Genomic DNA, 25,128 nt, shown 5'->3' with positions numbered 1-25,128 from the left:
CGACTGCCCGGCCTGTCGGCGAGAAAATTCTGTTCTGGAGGAGCGCAGCGTGGGTTCGATCCATCACTTCATCGACGGCAAGGCCGCGCCCGGCCGCAGCGGCCGGGCCGGGGACGTGTGCAACCCGGCGACGGGCGAGGTCTCGGGCCGCGTCGACTTCGCCTCGGCCGAGGAGGTCGGCGCCGCCATCGCCTCGGCCCAGAAGGCGCTGCCCGGCTGGGCCGCGACGCCGACGGTGATCCGCGCCCGCGTGATGTTCCGCTTCAAGCAACTGATCGAGGAGAACATCGAGGAGCTGGCGCGGATCGTCACCGCCGAGCACGGCAAGGTGCTGTCCGACGCCAAGGGGTCGATCCAGCGCGGCCTCGAGGTGGTGGAGTTCGCCTGCGGCATCCCTCACCTGCTGAAGGGCGAGTTCAGCGAGAATGTCGGACGCGAGATCGACAGCTTCTCGATCCGCCAGCCTGTCGGCGTCTGCGCCGGCATCACGCCGTTCAACTTCCCGGTGATGGTGCCGCTCTGGATGTTCTCGATCGCCATCGCCTGCGGCAACACCTTCGTGCTGAAGCCGTCGGAGAAGGACCCGTCCGCCGCCAACTGGCTGGCGGCGAAGCTGATCGAGGCCGGGGCCCCTCCGGGCGTGCTGAACGTAGTGCATGGCGACAAGGTCGCGGTCGACACGCTGCTGACCCATCCGGGCGTGGCGGCGGTCAGCTTCGTCGGCTCGACCGCGATCGGCGAGTACATCTATGCGACCGCGGCGGTGCACGGGAAGCGGGTGCAGGCGCTGTGCGGCGCCAAGAACCATATGGTGGTAATGCCGGACGCCGACCTGGACAAGGCGGTCGACGCGCTGATGGGCGCGGGCTACGGCTCGGCCGGCGAACGCTGCATGGCGATCTCGGTGGCGGTCGCGGTCGGCGATGTCGGCGACAAGCTGATCCAGAAGCTGGAGCCGAAGGTGCGGGCGCTGAAGGTCGGCCCCGGCACCGATCCGGACGCCGAGATGGGGCCGCTGGTGACGAAGCAGCACTACGACAAGGTGCGCGGCTATGTCGACATCGGCGTCCAGGAGGGCGCCAAGCTGGTGGTCGACGGCCGCGGCCTGAAGCTGCAGGGCTACGAGAACGGCTACTTCATCGGCGGCTGCCTGTTCGACCAGGTGCAGCCGGAGATGCGGATCTACAAAGAGGAGATCTTCGGGCCGGTGCTGTCGGTGGTGCGGACGCCGGATTTCGCCACGGCGCTGGACCTCGTCAACAAGCACGAATACGGCAACGGCACCGCGATCTTCACCCGCGACGGCGACGCGGCGCGGACCTTCGTCAGCAACTGCAATGTCGGCATGGTCGGCGTCAACGTGCCGATCCCGGTGCCGATGGCGTTCCACACCTTCGGCGGCTGGAAGCGCTCGGCCTTCGGCGATCTCGGCATGTACGGGCCGGACGGGGTGCGCTTCTATACCAAGCTGAAGACGGTGACCGAGCGCTGGCCGACCGGCATCAAGGGCGGGGCGGAGTTCACCATGCCGGTCATGAGATAGGCAGTGCAGACGCAGGTTGGGTTCGCTGGCGCGAACCCAACCTGCGAAGCAGGCTTCTCAGGCGGCCGCGGCCAGATCCGGCGAGGCCTTGGCCTGCTGGTGTGCCTCGGCCACCGCGCGGTCGCGATGCTCCGGGCCGTAGCCCAGGCCCTCGGCGCGGACGAAGTCGATGTCGGTGACGCCGATGAAGCCCAGAATGGCGCGTAGATAGGCCTCCTGGTGATCCAGCGCCTCGAGGCCCGCGGTGTAGATGCCGCCGCGCGACGAGACCACGATCACCTTGCGGCCGCCAGCCAGGCCGACCGGGCCGGTCTCGGTGTAGCGGAAGGTGCGGCCGGCCTGGGCCAGGCGGTCGATCCAGGCCTTCAGCTGGGTCGGCACGGTGAAGTTATACATCGGCGCGCCGATCACCACGACGTCGGCCGACAGGAACTCCCCGACGATCGCATCGATCAAGGTGCGCTCCTCGGCCTGCGCCGGCGTCAGGTCGGCATCCTTGCCGAACTTGACCACCGCGGCGCGTTCGGCCGACAGGTGCTCCGGCGGGGCGGCGGCGAGATCGCGGTACACCAGCTCGGCCTGCGGGTAGCGGGCCTTCCAGGCGTCGACGGTTGCCTTGGTCAGCTGGCGCGACACCGAGGCGTCGCCGAGCACGCTGGAATCGATCTGCAGGATCTTCATGGACCCCTCCATGTTGCAAATAACATCGGAATTGCATTTACGGACGAGGGTAATCCGTCTGTAGTCTGGAATTTCGCGATGGATCGTTCTATGAATGGGACAATCCAGTTCGGATGAAAGCCATGCTCGACCTCAACGACCTCCGCCTTTTCGCCAAGGTGGCGCAGCTGGGCGGCTTCACCGCCGCCGGCCGGGCGCTGGGCCTGCCCAAGTCGCGGCTGAGCCGCCGGATCGCGGCGCTGGAGGAGGAGCTGGGCGTGCGGCTGCTGCAGCGCTCCACCCGCCGGCTGTCGCTGACCGATGTCGGCGAGACCTTCCTGCGCCATTGCGAGGCGCTGCTGGCCGAGGCCGAGGCGGCGGAGCAGGCGGTGGCCCAGGCGCGGTCGGAGCCGAGCGGCCTGGTGCGCGTCACCTGCCCGCACATCCTGGCGCAGACCATGATCGCGCCGCTGATCAACAGCTTCCTGGCCGACCATCCGGCGGTGCGGATCTCGATGGAGCTGACCGGCCGCCGCGTCGACGTGATCGAGGAGCGGGTCGACCTCGCCTTCCGCGTGCGCCGGCCGCCGACCGAGCCCTCGGACGTGGTGGTGCGGGTGCTGGCCCACAGCCGGGCCGTGGTGGTGGCCGCGCCGGACCTGCTGGACCGCGTCGGCCGGCCGGTGGAGCCGGTCGACCTGATCCGCCTCGGCACGCTCGACCTGCATCGCGCCGACGGCCGCCATGTCTGGACCCTGGCCGACGCCGCCGGGGCCACCCAGTCGGTGCCGCATGTGCCGCGGCTGGCCAGCGACGACATGTTCACCCTGCGCCAGGCCGCGATCGACGGGCTCGGCGCCGCGCTGCTGCCGGACTATATCTGCCGGCCGGCGGTGCAGGCCGGGCTGCTGGAGCATGTGCTGCTGGACTGGCGTATGCCGGAGGGCGAGGTGCAGGCGGTGTTCGCCTCGCGCCGCGGCTTGGTGCCGGCGGTGCGCGCCCTGGTCGACCACGTCGTCCGCTGGGTGCCGCGGATGGTGGCGATCTGCGACAGCGAGCTGCGCGAGGAGGACCGGCTGCCGCCCTATCGGGATTCCGGCGCCAATGCCGCCGCGCTCGGCCTCGATGCGCTGTTGACGGCGCGGCCGGCGGCCCACTAGCTTCGCCGCGACGGTTCCTTCGGGATCAAATGGGAACGCAGTGCGGGCCTCGGCCCAATGCTGCGGCTGCCCCCGCAACTGTGAGCGGCGAGCGCTCCGCCATCAGGCCACTGGGCCCCTCGGGGCCCGGGAAGGCGGCGGAGAGGCCGTGACCCGCAAGCCAGGAGACCTGCCGTCGGTCGTGGTCACGCGCGAGCACGCCGGGCGGGGTGCCCTGGTGGTTGCCGAACCGGCGAGGCCGGGGAGACAGCGTTCGCGGTGACGTGCCACAGGCGTGTCCCCCGAGGTCTCCATGCCCGTTCCGTCCCGCTGCATCCTGGTCCTGCTCGCGACAGGCGCTGTCGTGCCCGCAGAGGCCCAGGACACCCCTTCGGCCCTGACGCTCGAGCCGATCGTGGTGACCGCCAACCGCATGCCGACGCCGTCGGCGGAGGTCGGCAGCGCCGTCACCATGATCACGCGGCAGGAGCTGGAGGACCGGCAGATCCGCCAGCTCTCCGACGCGCTGCGCCAGGTGCCAGGCGTCGCCGTCAGCCGCACCGGGCCGGCCGGTCAGACGACGCAGATCCGCATCCGCGGCTCCGAGAGCAACCAGACGCTGGTGCTGATCGACGGGGTCGAGGTCAACGACCCGTCATCGGAGTCGGAGTTCGACTTCGCCCATCTGATGGCCGACGACATCGAGCGGATCGAGGTGCTGCGCGGGCCGCAGAGCGCGCTGTACGGATCGGACGCGATCGGCGGCGTGGTCAACATCGTCACCCGGCGCGGCGAGGGGCCGGCCGCCGGGACCGCCTCGGTCGAAGGCGGCGGCTATGGCACGCTGCGCGGCCACGCCTCGGTCAGCGGCGGCAACGACGACATCGACTACCTGATCGGCACCGCCGGGCTGCGCACGGACGGCGCCTCGGCCGCGCGCCGGGGCAGCGAGGCCGACGGCACCCGCAACGGCACGGTCTATGCGAAGATCGGGCTGCATCCGGGCGAGTTGGTCGACATCGACGTGGTCGGCCGCACCACGCGCTTCAACACCGACCTCGATGGCTTCCTGGGCGGCGTCGGCGCGATCGACAGCAAGGACGATGTCGACGGCTCGACCTTCCTGGGCCGCATCCAGGGCAGGCTGAAGCTGCTGGACGGGCGGTGGGAGCACATCGTCGGCCTGTCCTATCTCGACGACAGCCGCGACTATCACGACAGCGACGACGCCATCACCGCCAGCTATCGCGGCAAGACCACGCGGGTCGACTACCAGACCAATCTGACGCTGGACAGCGAGGCGCTGCTGCCGGCCGAGCACCGCCTGACCTTCGCCGTCGACCATGAGGAGCAGCAGGCGGACAGCGATAGCGGCTTCGCCGATTTCAGCCGCCGCATCGGCACGACCGGCCTGGTCGGGCAATATCAGCTGGGGCTGTTCGACAGCCTGTTCCTGACCGGCAGCGTGCGCCGCGACCTGAACGACCTGTTCCGCGACACCACCACCTGGCGCCTGACCGCGGCCTACAAGGTCGACGCCACGGGCACCAAGCTGCGCGCCTCCTACGGCACCGGGGTGAAGAACCCGACCTTGTTCGAGCTGTACGGCTTCACCAACACCTATCGCGGCAACCCCGACCTGAAGCCGGAGCATGCGGAGGGCTGGGATGCCGGCTTCGACCAGGAGATCTGGGGCGACCGTGTGGTGCTGGACGCCACGTATTTCGAGCAGCGGATCGGCGACCTGATCGTCGGCAGCGGGCAGGGTTCGGCCAACCTGCCGGGCACGGCGACGGCGCGCGGGGTGGAGCTGGGCCTGTCGGTGACGCCGGTCGACGACCTGACCATCCGCGCCGCCTACACCTATACCGACGCGGAGGATGCGACGGGGGCGGAGCTGGTGCGCCGGCCGCGCAACATCGCCAGCCTCGACGTCAGCTACCGCTTCCTGGACGGCGCGGCGACCGTCAATCTCGGCGTGGACTATAACGGTCCGCAGAAGGACCTGGCCTTCGACGAGGCTTACAATTCGTCGCCGGTGACGCTGGACGGATATACGCTGGTGAACCTGGCGGCGTCCTACCAGGTGACCGACAGGGTGCAGGTCTATGGCCGGATCGACAACCTGCTGGACGAGGATTATGAGGAGGTCTGGTCCTACGGCTCGCTGCGGCGGGCCGGCTATCTCGGCATGAAGGTCAGCTTCTGATCGCGATGCGCCGCCCTGCCGTGATCCCGCTGCTCCTGGTCCTCGGTCTCGCGGCGATGCCCGCCATGGCCCGGCCGCATCGGGTCGTCTCCCTCAATCTCTGCGCCGACGCGCTGGTGCTGCGCCTGGCCGACCGCGCCGACGTGCAATCGGTGACCTGGCTGGCGCGCGACCCGGAGAACTCGGTGGTCGCGGCCGAGGCGGCCTCGGTGCCGGTCAATCGCGGCCTGGCGGAGGAGGTCGCGGCGTTGGATCCGGACCTGGTCGTGGTCGGGGCCTTCACGCCCCGCGGCACGGTGGCGCTGCTGCGCCGCCTGGGAATGCCGCTGCTGGAGCTGGGCGTGCCGGAAAGCCTGGACGGGATCCGGGCCCAGATCCGCCAGATGGCGGCGGCGCTGGGCCAGGCGGAGCGCGGCGAGCAGATGATCGCGGCGATGGACGGCCGGCTGGCGGCCGTTCGAAGCCCGGCATCGCCGCCCCTGGCAGTGGTGCTGCGCCCGAACGGCTTCACCGCCGGCCGCAGCTCGCTGGTCGACGAGATCCTGCGCCGGGCCGGTGTCCGCAACCTCGCCGCCGAACGGGGGCTGGAGGCTTACGGCGAGATCCCGCTGGAGACCGTGGCCCTGGCCGGGGTGCGGCTCCTGATCCTGAACCAGCCGGAGAACGGGGCGCCATCCCTGGGCGAGGCGATGCTGGACCATCCGATCCTGGCGGCGCTGCCGGGGCTGCGCGTGGTCCGGGTGCCGTCGCGGCTGTGGACCTGCGGCGGGCCGGAGGTGGCCGAGGCCGCCGCCCTGATCGCCGACGCCGCCCGCGAGGCGACGGGAGAGGGGAGGTGACCGCTGTGACCGCAGGCCGCCGCGCCATAGCGCCATCCTACGGGGGTCTGGCCGCCGGCCTGGTGCTGGCGGTGCTGGCCTGCTTCGCCGGGTCGGTCGCCACCGGCTACGCGCCGCTCGACCTGCCGGTCGCGATCGGCGACGTGCTGGCCGGGCGGCAGAGCCTGCCGGCGCTGGTGCTGTTCGAGCTGCGGCTGCCGCGGGCGCTGCTCGGCCTGCTGGTCGGGGTCAGCCTCGGCATCGGCGGCGCCGCGATGCAGGGGCTGCTGCGCAACCCGCTGGCCGAGCCCGGGGTGATCGGCGTCTCGGCGTCGGCGGCGCTCGGCGCGGTGCTGGTGTTCTACACCGGGCTCGCCGGCAGCTTCGCCCTGGCCCTGCCGCTGGGCGGCATCGCCGGGGCGGTGGCGGCCACGCTGCTGCTGCTGGCCCTGGCCCGTCGCGGCGCCGGCACCACGACGGTGATCCTGGCCGGCGTTGCCATCAGCAGCGCCGCCGGCGCCCTGACCGCCCTGGCCCTCAACCTGTCGCCGAACCCTTATGCCGCGCTGGAGATCGTGTTCTGGCTGATGGGATCGCTGGCCGACCGCAGCCTGGACCATGTCTGGCTGGTGCTGCCGCCGATGGCCGTCGGCTGGGCCCTGATCCTGGCCGGGGCGCGGGCGCTGGACGCGCTGACCCTAGGCGAGGACACGGCGGCTAGCCTCGGCTTTGACCTCGGCCGGCTGCGGCTGCAGCTGATCGCCGGCACGGCGCTCGCGGTCGGCAGCGCCGTGGCGGTGACCGGGGCGATCGCCTTCGTCGGCCTCGTGGTGCCGCATCTGCTGCGCCCGCTGGTCGGGCACCGGCCGGGGCGGCTGCTGTTCGTCAGTGGGCTGGGCGGCGCCGTGCTGCTGCTGCTGGCCGATGTCGGCCTCCGGCTGGTGCGGGTGCAGCCGGAGCTGAAGCTGGGCGTGGTCACTGCGGTGATCGGCGCACCCTTCCTGTTCGGCCTGATCTGGCGGCTGCGGCGGAGCGCCTGATGCGGATCGACGCGACGGGCCTTCACCTCGCCCTCGGCGGCCGGCCGGTCCTCGCCGGGATCGACCTGGCGCTGGCGCCGGGCGAGCTGGTCGGACTGATCGGCCCGAACGGGGCCGGCAAGACCACGCTGCTGCGCGTGCTGGCCTCGTTGCAGGCGCCGGATGCGGGCACGGTCCGCTACGACGGCCTGTCGGCGCGCCAGCTCGGCCGCGATCGGCTGGCGCGGGGCCTGGCGGTGCTGATGCAGGGCGACGAGGTGCAATGGCCGCTGCGGGCCGACCACTTGGTGGCGCTGGGGCGGCTGCCGCACCGCCGGTTCCCGGGCGGGATGTCGGCGGCGGACCACGCGGCGGTGGCGCGGGCGCTGGACGCGGCGGACGCGGCGCATCTGCGGCTTCGCACGGTCGCCATGTTGTCGGCCGGCGAGCGCATGCGGGTGCTGTTCGCCCGGGCGCTGGCGGTCGAGGCGCCGCTGCTGTTCGCGGACGAGCCGGTGGCGGCGCTGGATCCGTTCCACCAGCTGCAGATCATGGAGCTGCTGCAGGCCCGCGCCCGGGGCGGCGCCGGCGTGCTGGTGGTGCTGCACGACCTAGCGCTGGCCGGCCGATTCTGCGACCGGCTGGGGCTGCTGCAGGAGGGCCGGGTTCTGGCCGACGGCCCGCCGGTCGAGGTGCTGACCGACGACCATCTCCGCCGCGCCTATGCGGTGGAGGTGCAGCGCGGCGCACGCGACGGGGTCGACTATGTCCTGCCCTGGTCCCGCATCGCGGCGCCGGGGCGGGACGGTTCATGAGACCGGCGGCCGCTCAGGTGCCCGGAGTGCGGCTCTGCTCGCCGCTGAGCTTCAGCGGCACCTCGCCCAGATTCTTCAGGCTCAGCGTCAGGAAGAAGGAATAACCCTCCTTCTGATCCTCGGCGGTGGTGAACCGGCGCTGCGCCGTGACGCCGAAGGTGAAGCACTCGTCCTGGTACTGCGCCCCGAGGCTGTAGGTGAACGGGCGCATGGCCTCGATGTCGTAGGTCATCCCGGTCGACACCGACCAATAGTCCGAGATCTTGGCGGTGCCGCCGGCGCCGAGCTGCTGCTGGTTGAAGATGTTGCCGTCGTCGTCCGGCCCCTTGTCGTCGAGCAGGCTGTAGTTGACGTTCAGGTTCAGCCAATCCGCGGGGGTGGTGCTGGCCTGGATGTATTGCCGGCGGCTGTAGAAATTGTCCTTGTCCAGCCGGAACCGCCAGTCGAGGTTCAGATACGGCCCCGGATGCAGGGTGACGCGGCCGACATAGTCCGACACCTTGTCGCGCAGGCCGGAGCTCTCCGGGAAGTCGTCATCCTCCTCGAAGCGGTAGCTCTGGCCCAGGAAGAAGGTCGCCGAAGCGCCGTCCGGAGCATAGAGGCCGTAGCGGAAGCCGTAGGAGACGTGCTGGCCGCCCTCGACCCGGTCGAGGCCAGGGAAGCGGTTCTCGCTGAACAGGTTGATCTCGTCGAACTCGATGTCGGCGCTGTCGTTGTTCGGGATCTTGTTGCCGTTGCTGATCTTCGGCGCGGCGCTGAAGCTGACGATCGGCTCCAGCAGCTGCTGGTAAGTCCCGATCTGGCCGACGAACGGATAGCGCGCGGTCAGGGTGGCCGTCGGGAACAGGCGGGCGGCGCCGACGCCGTCCTTGGTCAGGACCTCGTCGGGCCCGCCGTTCACCACGTTGATGCCGTCCGGCATGCCGTCCGACTGGTACAGGTCGCCGCGCAGATAGGTGCGCGCGTTCAGCACGATGCCGCTGTCGGTGTAGAACTCGCGCTGCCAGCCCACCTGGGCGGACAAGCGGCGGGTGTCGATGCCGCGGCCCGGATCGCTGGTCACCGCGTCGAAGTCGCGCAGCAGGCTGATGGCGCTGGCATTGGCGAACCACTGGCCGCCGAGAATGGTGTTGGGCTCGCTGACGTAGTTGGCCTGGGCCCAGGGCAGGACGGTGGGCGAGAAGCCCTTGTTGCCGATCCCGGTGCCCGGGGTGCGCAGGTCCTGCCAGTCCAGCGCCTCGATCGAGATGTAGCTCAGGCCGTAGAAGCCCTCGGCATAGGCCCGGCTCTGCAGCACGTCGGCGCCGGAGATGTTGAAGTTGTCGAGATAGGTCCGGTCCGAGGTGCGCTGGATGTCGGCCCCGAACCGCCAGTTCTGGTCGAAGTCGTAGCGGGCCGACCCGAAGAAGTGCCAGCGCACCTGCTGCGAGCGGAAGTCGAGATTGGTGCCGTTGGGTCCCGAATTGTCGTTCAGGATCTTGCTGTAGCCGCTCTGGTTGATGCTGCCTTCGAGGGTCACGAGCCCCTTGTCGAAGCGCTTGCGGTACTGGCCGCTGAACATCGGGCCGGCATCACGCGTGAGCAGGGCGCCGAGCGTGGCGTCCTGGTCCGGCGAGATGTCGAAGTAGTATTGCAGCCCGAAGAACGGCCCGACATCGGAGGTGGCGCCGAAGGTCGGGAACAGGAAGCCCTGGCGCCGGTCGACCGAGGGGTCGGGCATCGAGAAGTAGGGCGTGTAGAACAGCGGCACGCCGAACAGGTCGATGAAGGCGTCGTGATAGATGATGTCCTTCGACACCGCGTCGTTGGTCACCCGTACGGCCCGGATCTGCCACAGCGGTGGCTGGGTCGGATCGTCCTTGCACAGCTCGCAGGGCGAGTAGACGGCGCGGTCGATGGTGGTGACCTCGCCGCGCTCGCGCACCGCGCTGTTGCCGACCATGCGCGAATTGTCCGACAGGATCAGCGACACCTGCTGGATGAAGCCGTCCTTCAGGTCATCGGTCAGCTCGGCATAGTCGCCGAACATCACCTCGCCGCCCGGCTGCACCATGGTGACGTGGCCGCTGGCGGCGACGACCTGGGTCTTCTGGTTGTAGGTGACCTGGTCGGCCCGAACGATCTGGTGATTCTGGTGAATCTCGACCTTGCCGCGGGCGGTGACGAGACCGAGCGTCTGGTCGTAGATCAGCTCGTCGGCGCTGATCACCGGCGGCTGCTGCTGCCCGGCGGGCTGCTGCTGCGCGGCCGGTGCGGCGGGCGGCGTCTGCTGGGGGGCCTGTTCCTGGGCCGAGGCGCCGATCGCCGTGAGCATGGCTGTCACGGAAACGGCGCCGAGAAAGGTCGATAACCGATTGATTCGCTTCACTGCCGCTTCCACGCTCCGACGCGAGCCGTCGCCCCTTGTGCCGAAAGCGAAGGGGCGAAGTCAACGCCGGTTACGGCGGTGCGGTAATTCAGGCGGCGGTTTCGGTGACCTCCGCCGCGCTGCGTTTCCGTTGCGGAACGGGCCGAAGCAGGAAGGCCGGGACATGATCGCCGAGGCCAAGCACCGGCACGTCGTCATGATCTTCGCGGTGCCGCCGCCGGTCGCGCTCGCGATCCTCACGCCGCGGCCGATCGCCGCCGCGCCGCGTTTCGTCGGAACGCGGCCGGTCCTCGACCGGACGCGGCGCCGCCTCGGCGCGCTCCTCGCGGCGCGACTCCGGCGCCGAGTCGCGGTCGCGGCGCCGGGCCGGCTCCGAACGCTCGCCGCGCTTGGCGGCCTCCGGGCGCTCGCCGCGCCGGCGGGCCTTGCCGCGCTGCTTGATCTCGTCCTCGGACAGGAAGCCCTCGACCCCGATCTCCGGCAGCACCAGCAGCGGGATCTGCTTCTTGATCAGGGTCTCGATCGCCTTGACGAAGCGGCCCTCCTCGGGCGTGGCGATCGAATAGGCCTTGCCGGTCTTGCCGGCGCGGCCGGTGCGGCCGACGCGATGGACGTAGTCGTCGGCATGGATCGGCACGTCGAAGTTGAAGACGTGGCCGATGTCGCTGACGTCGATGCCGCGCGCCGCGACGTCGGAGCAGACGAGCGTGGCGATCTCGCCGCGGCGGAACCGGTCTAGCGTCTCGTTGCGCATCGACTGGACCATGTCGCCGTGCAGCTGGCCGACGTTGAAGCCGTGCTTCTGCAGCGACTTGAACACCACCGAGACGTCGCGCTTGCGGTTGCAGAAGACGAAGGCGCTCTTGACGTCCTCCTGCCGCAGCAGGTGGCGCAGCGCCTTGCGCTTGTCCTCAGCCTCGACGATCACGACGCTCTGCTCGACCGTGTCGGCGGTGGTGGCCGGCGGGGCCACCGAGATCTGCTTCGGATTGCTGAGGAAGGCGTCCGACAGGCGCCGGATCTCCGGCGGCATGGTGGCGCTGAAGAACAAGGTCTGCCGCAGCGGCGGCAGCAGGCCGACAATGCGCTCGATATCCGGGATGAAGCCCATGTCGAGCATGCGGTCGGCCTCGTCGATCACCAGGATCTTGACGTCGGCCAGCAGGACCTTGCCGCGCTCGAACAGGTCGAGCATCCGGCCGGGCGTGGCGATCAGCACGTCGACGCCGCGGTCCAGCTTCTTGATCTGGTCCTCGAAGCTCTCGCCGCCGATCAGGAGAGCGTAGGACAGCTTCTCGTACTTGCCGTACAGCTCGAAATTCTCGGCCACCTGGGCGGCCAGCTCGCGCGTCGGCTCCAGGATCAGCGAGCGGGGCATGCGCGCCCGGGCCCTGCCGGACGCGAGGATCTCGATCATCGGCAGGGGGAAGCCGGCGGTCTTGCCGGGTCCGGTCTGCGCAATGCCGAGGACGTCGCGGCCCATCAACACATAGGGTATGGCCTGGGCCTGGATCGGGGGCGGCGTGGTGTAGCCGACATCGTCCACGGCGCGCAGGATTTCGGGCTTCAGCCCAAGATCCGAAAAGAGCATCGTACAGGAATCTTACCTAATGGGGGCGCGCCGAGCGGCCCGCCGCAGGCCCTTTAAATGGGAAAAACCAGCGTCAAGTCAATTGAAACTATCGAGACTCCTGGGCATGGCTCACCCTAGCCGGGCGCGACTCGCAGGGCCGCAGCGACGAATGGGAACGAGGTGACGAATGCTGCTCGATCGGAACGACGGCGTCCTTCTGGTGGTCGACGTGCAGGAGAAGCTGGTGCCGGCGATGCACGATTTCGCCGCGGCGCGGAAGGGCATCGAGACGCTGATCCGCAGCGCGGTGGCGCTGGACGTGCCGGTGCTGTTCGCCGAGCAGTACCCGAAGGGGCTGGGCCCGACGCTGCCGGATCTCACGGCGCTGGCGCCGGATGCGCCGGTGGTGCCGAAGGTCCGGTTCTCCGCCGTCGGGGAGCCGGCGCTGCTGGACCATCTCGAGGGCATCGGCCGCCGCACGATCGTGCTGTGCGGCCTGGAGAGCCATGTCTGCGTATTGCAGACCGCCTTCGACCTGCATGATGCCGGCTTCCGGCCGGTGGTGGCGATCGATGCCACCACGGCGCGGGCGCCGCGCAGCACGGCGGTGGCGGAGCTTCGGCTGGTGCAGGGCGGCATCGAGATCGTGACCGCCGAGATGGTCTGCTTCGAATGGCTGGGCGAGGCCGCGACCGACGATTTCCGCAAAGTCAGCGCCTTTCTGCGATGACCCTGCCGATCCTGTTCCTGCCCGGCCTCCTGTGCGACGCCGATCTGTGGACGGCGCAGCTCAACGCCTTCTCGGCCGAGCGGCCGGTGGCGGTGGCCAGCCTGGCTGGGTCCGACTCCGTGGCCGGGCTGGCCGAGGCCGCCCTGGCCGCAGCGCCGCGGCGCTTCGCCCTGGCCGGGCTGTCGATGGGCGGCTATGTCGCGCTCGAGATCATGCGCCGGGCGCAGGAACGCGTGGCCGGGCTGGCGCTGATCGACACCTCGGCCCGGCCGGATACGGAGGAGCAGAGCCGCCGCCGGCGCGCCCTGATCGCGCTGGCCCGGACCGGCAAGTTCAAAGGGGTGACGCCGCGGCTGCTGCCGCTGCTGCTGCATCCTTCGCGGCTCGAGGACCCGGTGCTGACCGGGCGGGTGATGGCGATGGCCGCGCGGATCGGCCGCGACGCCTTCCTGCGGCAGCAGACCGCGATCCTGGGGCGGCCGGACAGCCGGCCCGACCTGTCGCGGATCGGCTGCCCGGCCGTGGTGGTGTGCGGCCGGCAGGACGAGCTGACGCCGCTGCCGGTGTCAGAGGAGATGGCCGGGCTGATCCCCGGCGCGGATCTCGTCGTGGTCGAGGACAGCGGCCACCTCTCGACCATGGAGCAGCCGGAGGCGGTCAACGCCGCACTGGCCGCGTGGCTTGGGCGTTTGCCGGCCTAGGGGAAGTCCGGCCGGCCGAAGGGCAGGGGCGAGACGTAGGGGAAGAGCTGGATCGTGAGGTGGCGGATCAGGGAGACGAATTGCGGGTCGTCCGGCCCGGTCGCCTGGTCGAGATAGCCCGCCACAGCCGACTGCTCGCGCCCCAGGATGCAGAAGGCAGCGCGCACCACGATCGGCCGCTTGGCCGGCGCCGTGGTCCAGGTCTTGCGGTCGCACAGATCGAACGGGTTGACCTCGGGCTGGGCGTTGAACACCACGGAGACGAAGTAGTTGCGGTTCTCCGTCGGCCCGGGCGTGGTGGTGAAGCGGGTCCTGGGCCCGACATAGGTGCCGGTCATGATCTCCGTCACCCACTGGTCGAAGCCCGGCGCGCCGAAGGGGTTGCCCTGGACCACGGTGCGCAGGTCGCGGCCGTCGGCGGCGGCGAACAGCTCGCCGGTCGAATACATCATGCCGAGATCGCTGCGCACGATCCGCGGCCCGGAACAGGCGGCCAGCGCCAGCACCGCGACGGCGGCGAGAGCGCATCGGAGCAGGACCATGGCGTTCTCCCCTTCAGGCTTGCGCGGAGGGCGCCGGCCCGGCCGGCGCCGCGTCGCGATCAGTACGGGAACATCGCCAGCATCATGTGCTGGATCATGCTGACGAAATTCGGGTCGTCCGGTCCCGTGACGTTGTTGACATAGCCGGTGACGGCCGTGGCCTCGCCGCCGGTGATGCAGAAGGCGGCGCGGGCGGTGATCCGGCCCGGATTCGGCGCTGCGGTCGGGATCGGAGCGCTGTTGCACAGCGCGAAGGGTGTGACGTCCGGGGACGGGTTGAACACCAGCGAGACGAAATAGTCGCGCTTGGCCGTCGGGCCGGGGTTGGTGGTGAAGTTGGTGCGCGGTCCGACATAGGTGCGGTTCATGATCCGGGTCACCGCCTGGTCGAAGCCCGGCGTGCCGAAGGGATTGCCCTGGACCACGGTGCGCAGGTCGCGGCCGTCGGCCGCCGCCGAGAACTCGGCCCGGGAATAGCGGATGCCGATGTCGTCGACCACCACCCGGTCGCCGGCACAGCCGGCCAGGATCGGGACGGTCAGGGCGAAGGCGACGAGAGGCGGGAGGCGATGCTGGGTCATGTCCGTTCTCGATGCGGCCGGTCTCGATGATATGGCGTGAAGCGGAGAGTCGCCAATCGGCAGGCTCCGCCGTTCTACGCTGACCGTTCGGTCCCGCTTGTGCCCCGGGTCACAGCCTGCGGCCGGATGTCCTGGACGACCTTGAACTTCATGCCGATGAAAGGATCGTCATTGCGAGCGCGGCGAAGCAATCCGGGGCCGCTTGGCGTGGCCCCTGGATTGCTTCGTCGGCTTCGCCTCCTCGCAATGACAATTCTCTTGCAGGACAGCCCGCTCGGGCGTCGTCGCCTCAGATGTCGAGCTCGGTCGCCTTGTCCGCGTTCTGCTGGATGAAGCGCAGCCGCAGCTCCGGCTTGCGGCCCATCAGCTGTTCGACCAGGTCGGCGGTGCGGCGGCCGTCGATCTCGTCGTCCGGATCGTCCGCCAGCTCGACCCGCAGCAGCGACCGCTTGGCCGGGTCCATGGTGGTGTCGCGCAGCTGCGCCGGCATCATCTCGCCGAGGCCCTTGAAGCGGCTGATCTCGACCTTCTTGCCGGCGAACTGGGTGGCCAAAACCTCGTCCTTGTGCGCGTCGTCCCGGCAGTAGACGGTGGTGGTGCCGGCCTGCACCCGGTACAGCGGCGGCTGCGCCAGGAACAGGTGGCCGTCGGCGATCAGGCCGCGCATCTCCTTGTAGAAGAAGGTCATCAGCAGCGACGCGATATGGGCGCCGTCGACATCGGCGTCGGTCATGATGATGACCCGCTCGTAGCGCAGCTTGTCGCTGGAATACTGGCTGCGGGTGCCGCAGCCCAGCGCCAGGGTCAAGTCGGCGATTTCCTGGTTGCCGGCCAGCTTGTCGGCCGAAGCGCTGGCCACGTTCAGGATCTTGCCGCGCAGCGGCAGGATCGCCTGGGTCTCGCGGCTGCGCGCCGCCTTGGCCGAGCCGCCGGCGCTGTCGCCCTCGACCAGGAAGATCTCAGTGCCCTCCGGCGCGGTGCGGCTGCAATCGGCCAGCTTGCCGGGCAGGCGGACACGGGCGGTCGGGGTCTTGCGGCCGTTCTCCTTGGCCTGCTTGCGGCGCAGCCGCTCCTCGGCCCGCTCGGTCAGGAACTCCAGCAGCCCCTCGGCCGATTTCGGGTCGGCCGACAGCCAATGGTCGAAGTGGTCCTTGATCGCGCCCTCGACCAGCTTGGCAGCCTCGGGCGAGGCCAGCCGGTCCTTGGTCTGGCTCTGGAACTGCGGGTTCGGGATGAAGATCGACAGCAGCACCGCGACGCCGGACATGACGTCGTCGGCGATGATCTGGCCGGCGCGCTTGTGGTTGGCCAGCTCGGCGAAGCCGCGCAGGCTGCGCAGCAGGCCGCTGCGCAGGCCCTGCTCATGGGTGCCGCCCTGCGGCGTCGGGATGGTGTTGCAATAGGTGTGGACGAAGCCTTCGTCGTCGTCCTCGGGCCAGGCCACCGCCCATTCCAGCTGGCCGCCGCCGTCCGGGAAGGTGGCGGTGCCGGCGAAGGCGGTCGGGGTTCGCATCGGCCGGTCGTTCAGCGCCGCCTTGAGGTAGTCGGACAGGCCGCCCGGGAAATGCAGCACCGCCTCGGCCGGGGTGCGGTCGTCGCCCGCCACCAGCGCCGGGTCGCAGCGCCAGCGGATCTCGACACCGCGGAACAGATAGGCCTTGGACCGGGCCAGCCGGTACAGCCGGCCGGGCTGCAGCCGGGCGTCGGCGCCGAAGATCTCCGGGTCCGGGTGAAAGCTGATGGTGGTGCCGCGCCGGTTCTGCACCGCGCCGCCGCGTTCCAGCGAGCCCTGCGGCAGGCCGCGGGAATAGCGCTGCAGGTACAGCTGGCGGTCGCGCGCGACCTCGATCCGCAGCTCGTCCGACAGGGCGTTGACCACCGACAGGCCGACGCCGTGCAGGCCGCCCGAGGTGGCGTAGATCTTGTTCGAGAACTTGCCGCCGGAATGCAGCGTGGTGAGGATCACCTCCAGCGCCGACTTGCCGGGATATTTCGGGTGCTCGTCGACCGGGATGCCGCGGCCGTTGTCGCGGATGGTGACGAAGCCGTCGGCGTCGAGCGACAGGTCGATCGTGTTGGCATGGCCGGCCACCGCCTCGTCCATGGAGTTGTCCAGCACCTCCGCCACCAGATGGTGCAGGGCACGGTCGTCGGTGCCGCCGATATACATGCCGGGCCGGCGGCGCACCGGCTCCAGACCTTCCAGGACCTCGATGTCGCTGGCGGTGTAGCGGCCGTTGGAGTTGGTGCCGGGCTCGAACAGATCTGCCATGATCCGGATTCGGGGTCTTCTCGTGGATGTGCGGGCTGCCTCCATCATATAGACACTTCCGGCCTCTGCGTAACCAAATCTAGGATTCCCTCCGTGACCACCCTGCTGCTGCCGCCCGGGATGCCGGCCCTCCGCACCATCGCCATGCCGAAGGACGCCAATCCGAACGGCGACATCTTCGGCGGCTGGCTGCTGTCGCAGATGGATCTGGCCGGCGCGGTGGTGGCGCATGAGCGGGCGCGGGGCCGCACGGCGACGGTGGCGGTGGAGGCGATGAGCTTCCTGGCCCCGGTCAGGATCGGCGACACCGTCTCCTGCTATGCCGAGCTGGTGTCGACCGGCCGCAGCTCGATGAAGGTGCGGATCGAGACCTTCGTGCAGCGCCGCACCGACCACAGCGTGGTCAAGGTCACCGACGGCACCTTCACCTATGTCGCGATCGACGGCGAGGGCAAGTCCCGCCCCCTGCCGCCGGAGCAGACCGCGATCGGGTAGGGCGGGCTCACAGGCCCCAGGCGTAGCCGACGACGGCCAGGCCGTAGCAGGCGCCGAACAGCAGGGTGAGGGTCACGGTCTCGCGGATGAAGGTCCAGTCGCTCATGATGTTCCCTTTATGTTCCTTGCGAGGTCAAGAGAACATATGCGGAACATCAGGTCAAGAGGGATCGATGGGCGGTTCAGGCCGTCTGTGCGCGGCGGCTGTGGACGGCGGCGATGCGCTCGGCCAGCAGCGCGGCGGGGGCGACCGCTGCCATGGCGGCGGCGAAAGCACGAAGCCGCCGATCGGCACCGGCCGGCGGCCGAACCGGTCGCTCAGGGGGCCGATCACGATCTGCCCGGCGGCGGAGCCGAGCAGATAGACGCTCATGGTCAGCTGCACCCGGTCCGGCCCGGCCGCGTACTCCGCCCCGATGGTCGGCAGCGCCGGCAGGTACATGTCGACCGCCAGCCCGCCCAGGGCGACCAGGGCGGCGAGCAGGACCAGGAAGGGCAGGCTGCGGGGGCGGATCACGGGTCCCGTGGCTTAACGATCAGCGGCGAGCAGGAGGAACGCCGGGCGCTCGCGCTCGATCGCGTATTCCGGATGCTCGGCGATCTGCTCCGCGGTCGGGCCCCATTCCTCGAGATGCGACAGGGTGAAGCCGGCGCGCAGCAGCAGCCCGGCATAGCTGCCGATGGTGCGGTGCTGCTTGACCACGCCCTTGACCAGCCAGTCGGTGACTCGCGGCCCCTCGTCCAGGTAGCGGTCGACCGGCCAGACGTCGCGCCCGGCCTCGTCCCGCACCCATTTCGGATCGGAGGGGGCGGAATAGATCGGGTGCTCGACCGAGGCCACCAGCCGGCCGCCCGGCGTCAGCGCCCGGTGCAGCCGGGCCAGCAGCCCCTCCAGGTCGGCGATGTAGTGCAGCGCCAGCGAGCTGTACGCGACGTCGAAGGACGCCGGCGGCAGCTCCAGCCGCTCCAGGTCCTCGCGGCGGTACGTCACGGCGGCGTCCGGATCGGCGGCCCGGGCGCGGGCCAGCATGTTCTCCGAGACGTCGAGGCCGAGCACCTCGGCGGCGCCGGCCTGCCGCGCCCAGCGGCAGAACCAGCCGAAGCCGCAGCCGAGATCGACCACGCGGCGGCCCGTGAGATCCGGCACCAGGGCGCGCAGGGCGGGCCATTCCGGGGCGCCGCCGAGACCCTCGACCGACCGGCGAAGGCGGCTGTATTCGGCGAAGAAGGCGGGGTTGTCGTAGATGTTCTGGGTCATCTTGCGGACTCCATCTGAAACGGGCGGACGGGGTGCGCGATGGCCAAGAAAAAGCCCCGTCCGTTTCCGGCGGGGCTGCATGGGATCAGGTGCCGACCAAGGGCCGGCACACGCAGAGTCCGGGCGTCCCGCCGACGGTTATGCGGCTGCGTCTGACGACGATGTGGGACACGATCTCGGACATCGCATCTGTATCGCGGGCAAAAGGCTTCGCGTCAAGGACAGGCTTCGGATGGATGGATAACGATCCTATCACTTGCCTTTTCCCTTGCCCTTGCCTTTGGCCTCGATCGCGGCCGGCTTCACGGCCGCGACGCTGTCCATGGTGACGGAAACCGGCTTGCCGAGGCCTTCGAGCCTGCTCTCACCGGCCTTCGCGGCACCTGCCGCAAGGCCGATCCCGGCCAGGGCGGCCAGCACAAGACATGCGCGCATCATTCGCCCTCCTGCTGTCGGTTGAAATGGGCGCGGCCCGCCGGCGCGGCGGACCGCGCCGGGCGTCCCCAGTAACCCTTGCCCTTGAGATTGCCGGCGATGGCCCCGGCCGCCCCGCCGATCAGGGCGCCGACGCCGGCATTGCCGCCCGCGAGCGCGCTGATCGCGGCGCCGCCGGCGGCGCCGATCGCACCGCCGCTGAGCGTGCTCTGCTCCTCGCGGGTCATGTTGCTGCAGGCCCCGGCGAGCAGCGCGCCGCACAGCGCCGCGGGCAGAAGAATCCGCTTCATCATCGCGCCCTCCCTATTTCCGCCGGGGTTCGATCTTGGCCACGTCGGTGACGATAACCTCGACCACCGCCCGCGACAGCTGGTCCGGATGGGCGGTGTAGTAGTCGTCGATGCCTTTGGAGATGTCGGTCAGCGACATCGGCTGCAGCTTGGTGATCAGGGCGTTGATCATGCCCGGCCGGGTGCGGCGGTCGTCCTTCCGCAGCTCGTATTCGACCGAGATGACGTTGGCGGCGCCGACCAGGAAGGCCTTCTTCTCGGCCTCGGACGCCTTGGTCCAGTGCTCCCCGGTGACCAGCGGGACATCCCCGGCCCGGGCCGGCATCGCCGCCGCGGCGACGATCAGCGCGGCCCCCAGAAGCAGGGGTCTAATGGATATTGATACCATTATTTCCTCCCGACTGAATTGGCGGAACGAGTATTCCGCCTTCTGGGGGGATAATCAAACACTCATTCGCAGGACCGGGAAGGTTACTGGCGGCGAGGATCGAAGCGCCCTGCCGCCGGTCCGGCTACCAATAGCCCTTGCTCTTCAGATTGCCGGCCACGCCGCCGGCCGCGGCGCCGATCACGCCGCCCGCCAGCAGGCTGCCGCCGGTCAGCGCGGTCAGCGCGACGCCGCCCGCCGCGCCGATGCCGGCGCCGCTGAGCGTGCCCTGGGCCTCGCGGCTCATATTGGTGCAGCCGGCGGCGAGCAGGGCGGCGGCGAGGGCGATCGGCAGGAGGCGGCGGGTCATCGGACTCTCGGGACGGGACGGAACGAGGCGGGCAACCCGCGGCGCCCGCGCTTTGTTCCGTCCCGCTGCCGGCGCTACAGCACGAAGTCGTCGGCGACCGGATCCTGGCCGCCGATCAGCGCGATCGACAGGTCGGCCTGGCCGTCGCCGTCGATATCGGCGACGACCGCGGTGAGCCCGCCGGCAGATGCGAAGCGCAGCTCGCCGGCCTGGCCGGAGAAGGCGGCCTCGCCGATGAAGGTGAAGGCGGTGTCGCCGTTGCCGGCATCGCCGTCGGCATCGATCCCGGAGAGGTCGATCTTGTCGCCATCGGCCGATGAGAAGTCGCCGATGACGTCGCGGGTGGTGATATCGGCGCCGGTGTCGCCGGCCGCGGCATAGACGAAGCGGTCGGCGCCGGCGCCGCCGTAGAGGGTGTCGGCGCCGGCGCCGCCCTCGATCCGATCGCTGCCGTCGCCGCCGACCAGGCGGTCGGTGCCGGCATCCCCAGCCAGCGTGTCGTCGCCGCCCAGGCCGCGCAGGATGTTGTCGCCGGCGTCGCCGGTCAGCGTGTCGCCGAAGCGGCTGCCATGGATCGTCTCGATATCGCCGGCGATGACGTCGCCCTCGGCGTTGCCGCCGTGGTTCACATGCGTCGCCAGGTTGATCGAGACCGCGGCGTCGCTTTCGGCATAGCTGGCGATGTCGAGTCCGTCGCCGCCGCTGAGGATGTCGGGCCCGGCGCCGCCGCGCAGCAGGTCGTCGCCCGCGCCGCCGTCCAGCGTATCGGCGCCGTTGCCGCCGGCGATCCTGTCATGGCCTTCGCCGCCGGTGACGACATCGCCGCCATTGCCGCCGCGGAGCCAGTCGGCGTCGCCGCCGCCATCGATGACGTCGAAGCCCTCGCTGCCGTCGATGACGTCGTCGCCGGCGCCGCCGGTGATCACGTCGAAGCCGTTGCCGCCGTTGATGACGTCGTCACCGCCGCCGCCGCTCACCACGTCGTTGCCGTTGCCGGCATCGATGACGTCGTCGCCCGGCGTGCCGATGATGATGTCGGAATTGTCGCTGGTCGCAGTCATGTCCATGTCCCCCTTGCATGTCACACGCGTCGTCCGAAGACGGTGCCCGTCGCGGGGCAAGGGCCTTGGAGGCCGCTGCTCGCCCGGCCGGGATGCGGCCCCACCGAAGGAAAGGCCGCGGGCGACCACGAAGGATGGCGGAGCCGGGGCTGAAAAGATTTCGCCGGCTTCTGGCTGACTTCGTGGCCGATTCGAAGTCTATATAGACTCGATCCCGTCGGAATAGGGAGTGGATTCTATCTATCGAAATCTTGTTCTCCGACATGACAAAATTGAACCAAATGATCTGCATCGGATTTCAAGTTGGATCTTGCATAAACAGGTAATATTTATTTGAGGCAATTTTGGAGAGAATGGGATGTCTTGCGGCAGCGCATCCCGCCGCCCGGGTGGTCACTTCAGGGCGGTGCGGCGGGCGAGGGTCTTGCCGAGGCGCTCGATGGCGAAGTTGACGACGAAGTAGACCACCGCGGCGAACAGGTAGAACTGCAGGCTCATATAGTTGCGGCTGATCACCTCCTTGGTGGTCAGCAGCAGCTCGGTGACGCCGATCACCGACAAGAGGGTCGAGGCCTTGACCATCTCGGTGCCGGTGTTGACCCAGCTGGGCAGGATCTGGCGCAGCGCCTGCGGCAGCAGGACCAGGACGACGGTCTGGCGGAAGCCGAGGCCGAGCGACTTCGCCGCCTCGGTCTGGCCCGGCGGGATCGCCTGCAGCGCGCCGCGCACGATCTCGCCGACATGCGAGCTGCAGAACACGGCCAGCGCGAAGATGCCGGCCTGCACCGCGGTCAGCTGGATGCCGACGACGGAGAGGACGTAGAAGGCGGCCAGCACCAGGACCAGCACCGGCGTGCCGCGGATGAAGTCGACGAACAGCCGCGCCGGCCAGCGCAGGACGCGGCCGCCATAGGTCAGGGCCAGCCCGACCAGCACGCCGAAGACGGTGCCGGCGGCGATCGACACGACGGAGATCTGCACCGTCAGCCAGGCCCCGTCGAGCAGGGCCCAGCGGGCGGCCCAGAGCTGCTGCAGGAAGGCGTCCATCGGCGATCCCTCAGGGCAGCCGCAGCCGCGCCTCGAGCCGGCGCAGCAGGAAGGCGATCAGGGTGCAGGCGCAGACATAGAGCAGGCTGGTCACCAGCCAGGTCTCGATCACGCGGAAGCTCTCGGTGTTGATCTTGCGGGCGTAGAAGGTCAGCTCCGGCACCGCGATGGCGGCGGCCAGCGAGGTGTCCTTGAACAGCGAGATGAAGTTGCTGCCCAGCGCCGGCAGGATGTTGCGCAGCATCAAGGGCGCCACCAGCAGCCGGCGGATCTGCATCGGCCGCAGGCCCAGCGCGGTGCCGGCCTCGACCACGCCCTTCGGCACCGACTGGATGCCGGCGCGGAACACCTCGATCAGATAGGCGCCGGCATAGACCGAGAGCGAAGCGACGAAGCTGTCGATCTTGTCCAGGCGGATCCCGGCCCGCGGCAGGGCGAAGAACACGAACAGCAGGATCACCAGGATCGGCAGGTTGCGGAAGAATGTGACGTAACCGGAGGCGAGGCCGCGGGCGACCCGGCTGCGCGAGGTGGCGGCGAAGGCGCCGACCAGGCCGATGACGCAGCCGATCAGGATCGACACCACGGCGAGGCCGAGCCCGAGCGCCAGGCCGCTCAGCAGCAGGTCGCGGCTGTCCCAGACCGCACCGAAATTGAACTGGTAGTTCACCCTGTATTCTCCGCGGATCCGCCTTCCCGACCCCGTCATCCCCGCGCAAGCAGGGATCTCTTCGCCACAGGAGCGGGACGAGATTCCCGCTTTCGCGGGGATGGCGAGGAAGGTTTGGGCGAGGGCTCAGCGCATCTCGGTGGGAAACCCGATCGCGGGCGCCGGCGGGCGCTGGCCGAACCACTGCTCGAAGGAGGCGGCGTAGGTGTCGAACTCGACCCCGGTCATCGCCTCGTGCAGCGCGGTGTCGACGAAGTTCAGCCAGTCCTGGTCGCCCTTCTTCACGGCGCAGGAATAGGTCTGCGGGTTCCAGCCATAGCCGGCGTCGACATAGCGGTCCGGGTTCTGCTTCATGAACCAGCGCAGCGACGACATGTCGGTGGCGGCGGCGTCGGCGCGGCCGGAGTTCAGCGCCTCGTACATCAGGTCGGTGCTTTCGTACTGGTCGACCGCCGCCTCCGGCAGCGCCGCATGCACCATGGCCTCGGCATAGACGTTCTGCAGCACCGAGACGGTGACGCCGCTGCCCGCCGCCTTCAGCTCGTCATAGCTCTTGTAGCGGCCGTCCTTCATCAGCAGCAGGCCGACGCCTTCCCGGTAGTAGGGGATGGTGAAGTTCACCTGCTGCGCCCGGGCGGCGGTGACGGTGATGAACTGGCAGGTGATGTCGACCTTGTCGGTGGTCAGGTTCGGGATCCGGGCGTCGGAGGACTGGACCACGAACTCGACCTTGCTGGGGTCGTTGAACAGCCCCTTGGCGATGATCCTGGCGATGTCGATGTCGAAGCCGGCGAGGTCGCCCTGCTCGGTCTTGAAATGCCAGGGCGGGTTGGTGCTGCCGGTGCCGACGATCAGCTTGCCGCGGCTCAGCACCTCCTGGAGCTTGTCGGCCGCCAGGGCGCCGCCGGCGGTGCCCAGCAGCAGGGCGGCGGCGCAGACTGACGTCAAAGTGTGGGCGGACAGCAGGGTCCGGGTCACGATGCGCATCTCAGCCTCCACGTTTTCTGTCCGGTATATCGGACAATGATCTTGTATGTCGGACAATCGGTACGATAGGCTCGGCTCGAGGCGAATGCAATCGAGCGCGGCGAAGGGGGGAGCCATGGCAACCAGCCGGGAGCGGGGGATCGACCGGGTGGTGGCGATCCTGGAGCATCTGCAGGCGCGGCGCGGGCCGGTGCGGATGGGCGAGCTGGCCAAGGCGACCGGCGCGCCGCGCTCGACCCTCTACGAGATCGTCGGCCGGCTGACCGCGGCGCGGATCCTGGAGCCGGCGGGCGACGGCGGGGCGGTGTTCTTCGGCCGCGCCGTGCACTACTACGCCCAGACCTATGTCGCCGGCGTCGACCTGCTGAGCCGGGCCCGGCGCGAGGTGCTGGGGCTGGCGACCGAGACCGGCGAGACGGCGCAGTTCTGCATGCTCGACGGCGACAAATACGTGGTGATGCTGAACGAGCCGGGGCGCCGCACCTTCCGCATCACCTCGGAGGTCGGGATCCGGCTGCCGATCCCCTGGACCGCGTCCGGCCGCCTGCTGGTCGCCCACATGACCGCGGCTGAGATCGCCGGCTTCGTCCCGGCCGAGGACTTCACGCTGCCCTCGGGCGAGCGGATCGAGCCGAAGGATTTCGTCGCCGAGACCGAGGCGGCGCGGGCGCGCGGCTATGCCGTGACCCAGGAGCTGGTCGACCGTTTCACCCGCTGCCTGGCGGCGCCGGTGGTGGACCGGGACGGGCGGGCGGTGGCGACGCTGTGCCTGGTCACGCCGCTGGACACGCCGGAAGAGCGGCAGGGCGCGCTGCTCGACACCCTGCTCGCCGCCGCCCGCCGCCTGTCGCTCGCGCCGCCGGGGGCGGTGGGGCTGTAGGGTAGAGGCAGTCGGGGAGACACCTCTGTCGACCCCTTTACAGTCGAGCGTAGGTCGGGTTCGCCGCAAGCGAACCCGACATCCCACCGCTCAGCGGCACCCATTGTTGTTGCGTTCGCATGCCGCGACCCAACCTACGAACTTGGGTGAACGGATCCGCTTATTGGACGATGGGCGCTGATCGGGCCGCTCTACGGCGCTGGGTCGAAACCGGGTCTTTGACGCCATGCTGGGGACATTGGCCGAGATGGCCGGGCGGGACGTTCGTCCGGTTCTGGAGCAAATGCGCACAAATGGT

At 69.7% G+C, this 25,128-nt stretch carries 26 protein-coding genes and 1 riboswitch; of the genes, 10 read left to right on the top strand and 16 right to left on the bottom strand.

Annotation, left to right across the window (positions count from 1 at the left end):
• Positions 1–49: 49 nt before the first annotated feature.
• Positions 50–1,543, top strand: a complete 1,494-nt coding sequence (locus LG391_RS04955; RefSeq protein WP_374200723.1) for a CoA-acylating methylmalonate-semialdehyde dehydrogenase — start codon at positions 50–52, stop codon at positions 1,541–1,543.
• A 57-nt stretch (positions 1,544–1,600) separates the two neighbouring features.
• Here the strand turns inward: LG391_RS04955 and LG391_RS04950 are convergent, their stop codons facing one another.
• Complete coding sequence (locus tag LG391_RS04950) at positions 1,601–2,224, bottom strand: FMN-dependent NADH-azoreductase (protein ID WP_225766871.1); 624 nt, start codon at positions 2,222–2,224, stop codon at positions 1,601–1,603.
• Between the two features lie 122 nt (positions 2,225–2,346).
• On the opposite strand from LG391_RS04950, the gene LG391_RS04945 reads away from it, so the two are divergent.
• The 5 genes from LG391_RS04945 to LG391_RS04925 all read left to right on the top strand — a co-directional run bounded on the left by LG391_RS04945 (position 2,347) and on the right by LG391_RS04925 (position 8,203).
• Positions 2,347–3,363 (top strand): LysR family transcriptional regulator, encoded by a 1,017-nt coding sequence (locus LG391_RS04945; RefSeq protein WP_225766870.1) that lies wholly within the window; start codon positions 2,347–2,349, stop codon positions 3,361–3,363.
• Positions 3,358–3,555, top strand: a riboswitch (cobalamin riboswitch). (Overlaps the previous gene by 6 nt.)
• Before the next feature lie 100 nt (positions 3,556–3,655).
• On the top strand, positions 3,656–5,551 hold the full coding sequence (locus LG391_RS04940) for a TonB-dependent siderophore receptor (protein WP_225766869.1): 1,896 nt from the start codon (positions 3,656–3,658) through the stop codon (positions 5,549–5,551).
• 5 nt (positions 5,552–5,556) lie between these two features.
• Positions 5,557–6,390: an ABC transporter substrate-binding protein gene (locus tag LG391_RS04935; RefSeq protein ID WP_225766868.1), complete on the top strand. Its 834-nt coding sequence runs from the start codon at positions 5,557–5,559 to the stop codon at positions 6,388–6,390.
• Between the two features lie 5 nt (positions 6,391–6,395).
• The gene (locus tag LG391_RS04930) at positions 6,396–7,409 is read left to right on the top strand and encodes a FecCD family ABC transporter permease (protein WP_374200733.1); all 1,014 of its coding nucleotides are present in this window, start codon (positions 6,396–6,398) and stop codon (positions 7,407–7,409) included.
• Entirely contained in the window at positions 7,409–8,203 is a 795-nt protein-coding gene (locus LG391_RS04925; RefSeq protein ID WP_225766866.1) for an ABC transporter ATP-binding protein, read from the top strand. Before LG391_RS04930 ends, LG391_RS04925 begins: the two co-directional genes overlap by 1 nt.
• Before the next feature lie 13 nt (positions 8,204–8,216).
• Here the strand turns inward: LG391_RS04925 and LG391_RS04920 are convergent, their stop codons facing one another.
• Together LG391_RS04920 and LG391_RS04915 are read right to left on the bottom strand one after the other, a co-directional pair.
• The gene (locus tag LG391_RS04920; protein WP_225767639.1) at positions 8,217–10,517 is read right to left on the bottom strand and encodes an LPS-assembly protein LptD; all 2,301 of its coding nucleotides are present in this window, start codon (positions 10,515–10,517) and stop codon (positions 8,217–8,219) included.
• A 142-nt stretch (positions 10,518–10,659) separates the two neighbouring features.
• The gene (locus LG391_RS04915; RefSeq protein ID WP_225766865.1) at positions 10,660–12,162 is read right to left on the bottom strand and encodes a DEAD/DEAH box helicase; all 1,503 of its coding nucleotides are present in this window, start codon (positions 12,160–12,162) and stop codon (positions 10,660–10,662) included.
• 169 nt (positions 12,163–12,331) lie between these two features.
• On the opposite strand from LG391_RS04915, the gene LG391_RS04910 reads away from it, so the two are divergent.
• Both LG391_RS04910 and LG391_RS04905 read left to right on the top strand, forming a co-directional pair.
• Positions 12,332–12,874 carry an isochorismatase family protein gene (locus tag LG391_RS04910; RefSeq protein WP_225766864.1) on the top strand — a complete coding sequence of 181 codons (543 nt, stop codon included), beginning with the start codon at positions 12,332–12,334 and terminating at the stop codon, positions 12,872–12,874.
• Positions 12,871–13,575 carry an alpha/beta fold hydrolase gene (locus tag LG391_RS04905; protein WP_225766863.1) on the top strand — a complete coding sequence of 235 codons (705 nt, stop codon included), beginning with the start codon at positions 12,871–12,873 and terminating at the stop codon, positions 13,573–13,575. The genes LG391_RS04910 and LG391_RS04905 overlap by 4 nt, the downstream gene beginning before the upstream one ends.
• On the opposite strand, the gene LG391_RS04900 is transcribed toward LG391_RS04905, so the two are convergent.
• From LG391_RS04900 to parE, 3 genes are all read right to left on the bottom strand, one after another.
• Positions 13,572–14,117 (bottom strand): hypothetical protein, encoded by a 546-nt coding sequence (locus LG391_RS04900; protein WP_225766862.1) that lies wholly within the window; start codon positions 14,115–14,117, stop codon positions 13,572–13,574. The two genes, LG391_RS04905 and LG391_RS04900, sit on opposite strands and share 4 nt — an antisense overlap.
• Positions 14,118–14,176: 59 nt before the next feature.
• A complete protein-coding gene (locus tag LG391_RS04895) occupies positions 14,177–14,698 on the bottom strand; it encodes a hypothetical protein (RefSeq protein WP_225766861.1) in 522 nt (173 codons plus the stop codon).
• Positions 14,699–14,987: 289 nt separating this feature from the next.
• On the bottom strand, positions 14,988–16,970 hold the full coding sequence (parE, locus tag LG391_RS04890; protein WP_225766860.1) for a DNA topoisomerase IV subunit B: 1,983 nt from the start codon (positions 16,968–16,970) through the stop codon (positions 14,988–14,990).
• Positions 16,971–17,063: 93 nt separating this feature from the next.
• Here parE and LG391_RS04885 point away from each other — a divergent pair, with 93 nt between their 5' ends.
• Positions 17,064–17,465, top strand: coding sequence for an acyl-CoA thioesterase (locus LG391_RS04885; protein ID WP_308013026.1), 402 nt, complete (start codon positions 17,064–17,066; stop codon positions 17,463–17,465).
• A 160-nt stretch (positions 17,466–17,625) separates the two neighbouring features.
• Here LG391_RS04885 and LG391_RS04880 read toward each other — a convergent pair whose 3' ends face one another.
• The 10 genes from LG391_RS04880 to LG391_RS04835 form a co-directional block, all read right to left on the bottom strand.
• Positions 17,626–17,982, bottom strand: coding sequence for an MFS transporter (locus LG391_RS04880; protein WP_225766859.1), 357 nt, complete (start codon positions 17,980–17,982; stop codon positions 17,626–17,628).
• A gap of 12 nt (positions 17,983–17,994) precedes the next feature.
• Positions 17,995–18,723: a bifunctional 2-polyprenyl-6-hydroxyphenol methylase/3-demethylubiquinol 3-O-methyltransferase UbiG gene (locus LG391_RS04875; RefSeq protein ID WP_225766858.1), complete on the bottom strand. Its 729-nt coding sequence runs from the start codon at positions 18,721–18,723 to the stop codon at positions 17,995–17,997.
• 252 nt (positions 18,724–18,975) lie between these two features.
• Positions 18,976–19,143, bottom strand: coding sequence for a hypothetical protein (locus LG391_RS04870; protein WP_225766857.1), 168 nt, complete (start codon positions 19,141–19,143; stop codon positions 18,976–18,978).
• Between the two features lie 14 nt (positions 19,144–19,157).
• Positions 19,158–19,448 carry a hypothetical protein gene (locus tag LG391_RS04865; protein ID WP_225766856.1) on the bottom strand — a complete coding sequence of 97 codons (291 nt, stop codon included), beginning with the start codon at positions 19,446–19,448 and terminating at the stop codon, positions 19,158–19,160.
• 13 nt (positions 19,449–19,461) lie between these two features.
• A complete protein-coding gene (locus LG391_RS04860) occupies positions 19,462–19,836 on the bottom strand; it encodes a hypothetical protein (RefSeq protein ID WP_225766855.1) in 375 nt (124 codons plus the stop codon).
• Between the two features lie 124 nt (positions 19,837–19,960).
• Positions 19,961–20,185 (bottom strand): hypothetical protein, encoded by a 225-nt coding sequence (locus LG391_RS04855; protein WP_225766854.1) that lies wholly within the window; start codon positions 20,183–20,185, stop codon positions 19,961–19,963.
• Between the two features lie 74 nt (positions 20,186–20,259).
• A complete protein-coding gene (locus tag LG391_RS04850) occupies positions 20,260–21,246 on the bottom strand; it encodes a calcium-binding protein (RefSeq protein WP_225766853.1) in 987 nt (328 codons plus the stop codon).
• A 393-nt stretch (positions 21,247–21,639) separates the two neighbouring features.
• A complete protein-coding gene (locus tag LG391_RS04845) occupies positions 21,640–22,293 on the bottom strand; it encodes an amino acid ABC transporter permease (protein WP_225766852.1) in 654 nt (217 codons plus the stop codon).
• Positions 22,294–22,303: 10 nt separating this feature from the next.
• Positions 22,304–22,963 carry an amino acid ABC transporter permease gene (locus tag LG391_RS04840; protein WP_225766851.1) on the bottom strand — a complete coding sequence of 220 codons (660 nt, stop codon included), beginning with the start codon at positions 22,961–22,963 and terminating at the stop codon, positions 22,304–22,306.
• A 126-nt stretch (positions 22,964–23,089) separates the two neighbouring features.
• The gene (locus tag LG391_RS04835) at positions 23,090–23,950 is read right to left on the bottom strand and encodes a transporter substrate-binding domain-containing protein (RefSeq protein WP_225766850.1); all 861 of its coding nucleotides are present in this window, start codon (positions 23,948–23,950) and stop codon (positions 23,090–23,092) included.
• A gap of 115 nt (positions 23,951–24,065) precedes the next feature.
• Here LG391_RS04835 and LG391_RS04830 point away from each other — a divergent pair, with 115 nt between their 5' ends.
• Positions 24,066–24,830, top strand: coding sequence for an IclR family transcriptional regulator (locus LG391_RS04830; RefSeq protein ID WP_225766849.1), 765 nt, complete (start codon positions 24,066–24,068; stop codon positions 24,828–24,830).
• Positions 24,831–25,128 lie beyond the last annotated feature (298 nt).

This window comes from Inquilinus sp. Marseille-Q2685 (assembly GCF_916619195.1).
In the GTDB taxonomy this organism is placed as follows: Bacteria; Pseudomonadota; Alphaproteobacteria; order DSM-16000; family Inquilinaceae; genus Inquilinus.
The sequence above is the reverse complement of the archived record's forward strand: the minus strand, read 5'-3'. Positions and strand labels throughout refer to the sequence as shown.

Bases quoted from the DNA above. Each gene is read 5' to 3' on its own strand.
- LG391_RS04950 (WP_225766871.1), bottom strand. From the start codon at position 2,224: ATGAAGATCCTGCAGATCGATTCCAGCGTGCTCGGCGACGCCTCGGTG.
- LG391_RS04945 (WP_225766870.1), top strand. From the start codon at position 2,347: ATGCTCGACCTCAACGACCTCCGCCTTTTCGCCAAGGTGGCGCAGCTG.
- LG391_RS04940 (WP_225766869.1), top strand. From the start codon at position 3,656: ATGCCCGTTCCGTCCCGCTGCATCCTGGTCCTGCTCGCGACAGGCGCT.
- LG391_RS04935 (WP_225766868.1), top strand. From the start codon at position 5,557: ATGCGCCGCCCTGCCGTGATCCCGCTGCTCCTGGTCCTCGGTCTCGCG.
- LG391_RS04925 (WP_225766866.1), top strand. From the start codon at position 7,409: ATGCGGATCGACGCGACGGGCCTTCACCTCGCCCTCGGCGGCCGGCCG.
- LG391_RS04920 (WP_225767639.1), bottom strand. From the start codon at position 10,517: ATGCTCACGGCGATCGGCGCCTCGGCCCAGGAACAGGCCCCCCAGCAG.
- LG391_RS04915 (WP_225766865.1), bottom strand. From the start codon at position 12,162: ATGCTCTTTTCGGATCTTGGGCTGAAGCCCGAAATCCTGCGCGCCGTG.
- LG391_RS04910 (WP_225766864.1), top strand. From the start codon at position 12,332: ATGCTGCTCGATCGGAACGACGGCGTCCTTCTGGTGGTCGACGTGCAG.
- LG391_RS04905 (WP_225766863.1), top strand. From the start codon at position 12,871: ATGACCCTGCCGATCCTGTTCCTGCCCGGCCTCCTGTGCGACGCCGAT.
- LG391_RS04900 (WP_225766862.1), bottom strand. From the start codon at position 14,117: ATGGTCCTGCTCCGATGCGCTCTCGCCGCCGTCGCGGTGCTGGCGCTG.
- LG391_RS04895 (WP_225766861.1), bottom strand. From the start codon at position 14,698: ATGACCCAGCATCGCCTCCCGCCTCTCGTCGCCTTCGCCCTGACCGTC.
- parE (WP_225766860.1), bottom strand. From the start codon at position 16,970: ATGGCAGATCTGTTCGAGCCCGGCACCAACTCCAACGGCCGCTACACC.
- LG391_RS04875 (WP_225766858.1), bottom strand. From the start codon at position 18,723: ATGACCCAGAACATCTACGACAACCCCGCCTTCTTCGCCGAATACAGC.
- LG391_RS04865 (WP_225766856.1), bottom strand. From the start codon at position 19,448: ATGAAGCGGATTCTTCTGCCCGCGGCGCTGTGCGGCGCGCTGCTCGCC.
- LG391_RS04860 (WP_225766855.1), bottom strand. From the start codon at position 19,836: ATGGTATCAATATCCATTAGACCCCTGCTTCTGGGGGCCGCGCTGATC.
- LG391_RS04855 (WP_225766854.1), bottom strand. From the start codon at position 20,185: ATGACCCGCCGCCTCCTGCCGATCGCCCTCGCCGCCGCCCTGCTCGCC.
- LG391_RS04850 (WP_225766853.1), bottom strand. From the start codon at position 21,246: ATGACTGCGACCAGCGACAATTCCGACATCATCATCGGCACGCCGGGC.
- LG391_RS04845 (WP_225766852.1), bottom strand. From the start codon at position 22,293: ATGGACGCCTTCCTGCAGCAGCTCTGGGCCGCCCGCTGGGCCCTGCTC.
- LG391_RS04835 (WP_225766850.1), bottom strand. From the start codon at position 23,950: ATGCGCATCGTGACCCGGACCCTGCTGTCCGCCCACACTTTGACGTCA.
- LG391_RS04830 (WP_225766849.1), top strand. From the start codon at position 24,066: ATGGCAACCAGCCGGGAGCGGGGGATCGACCGGGTGGTGGCGATCCTG.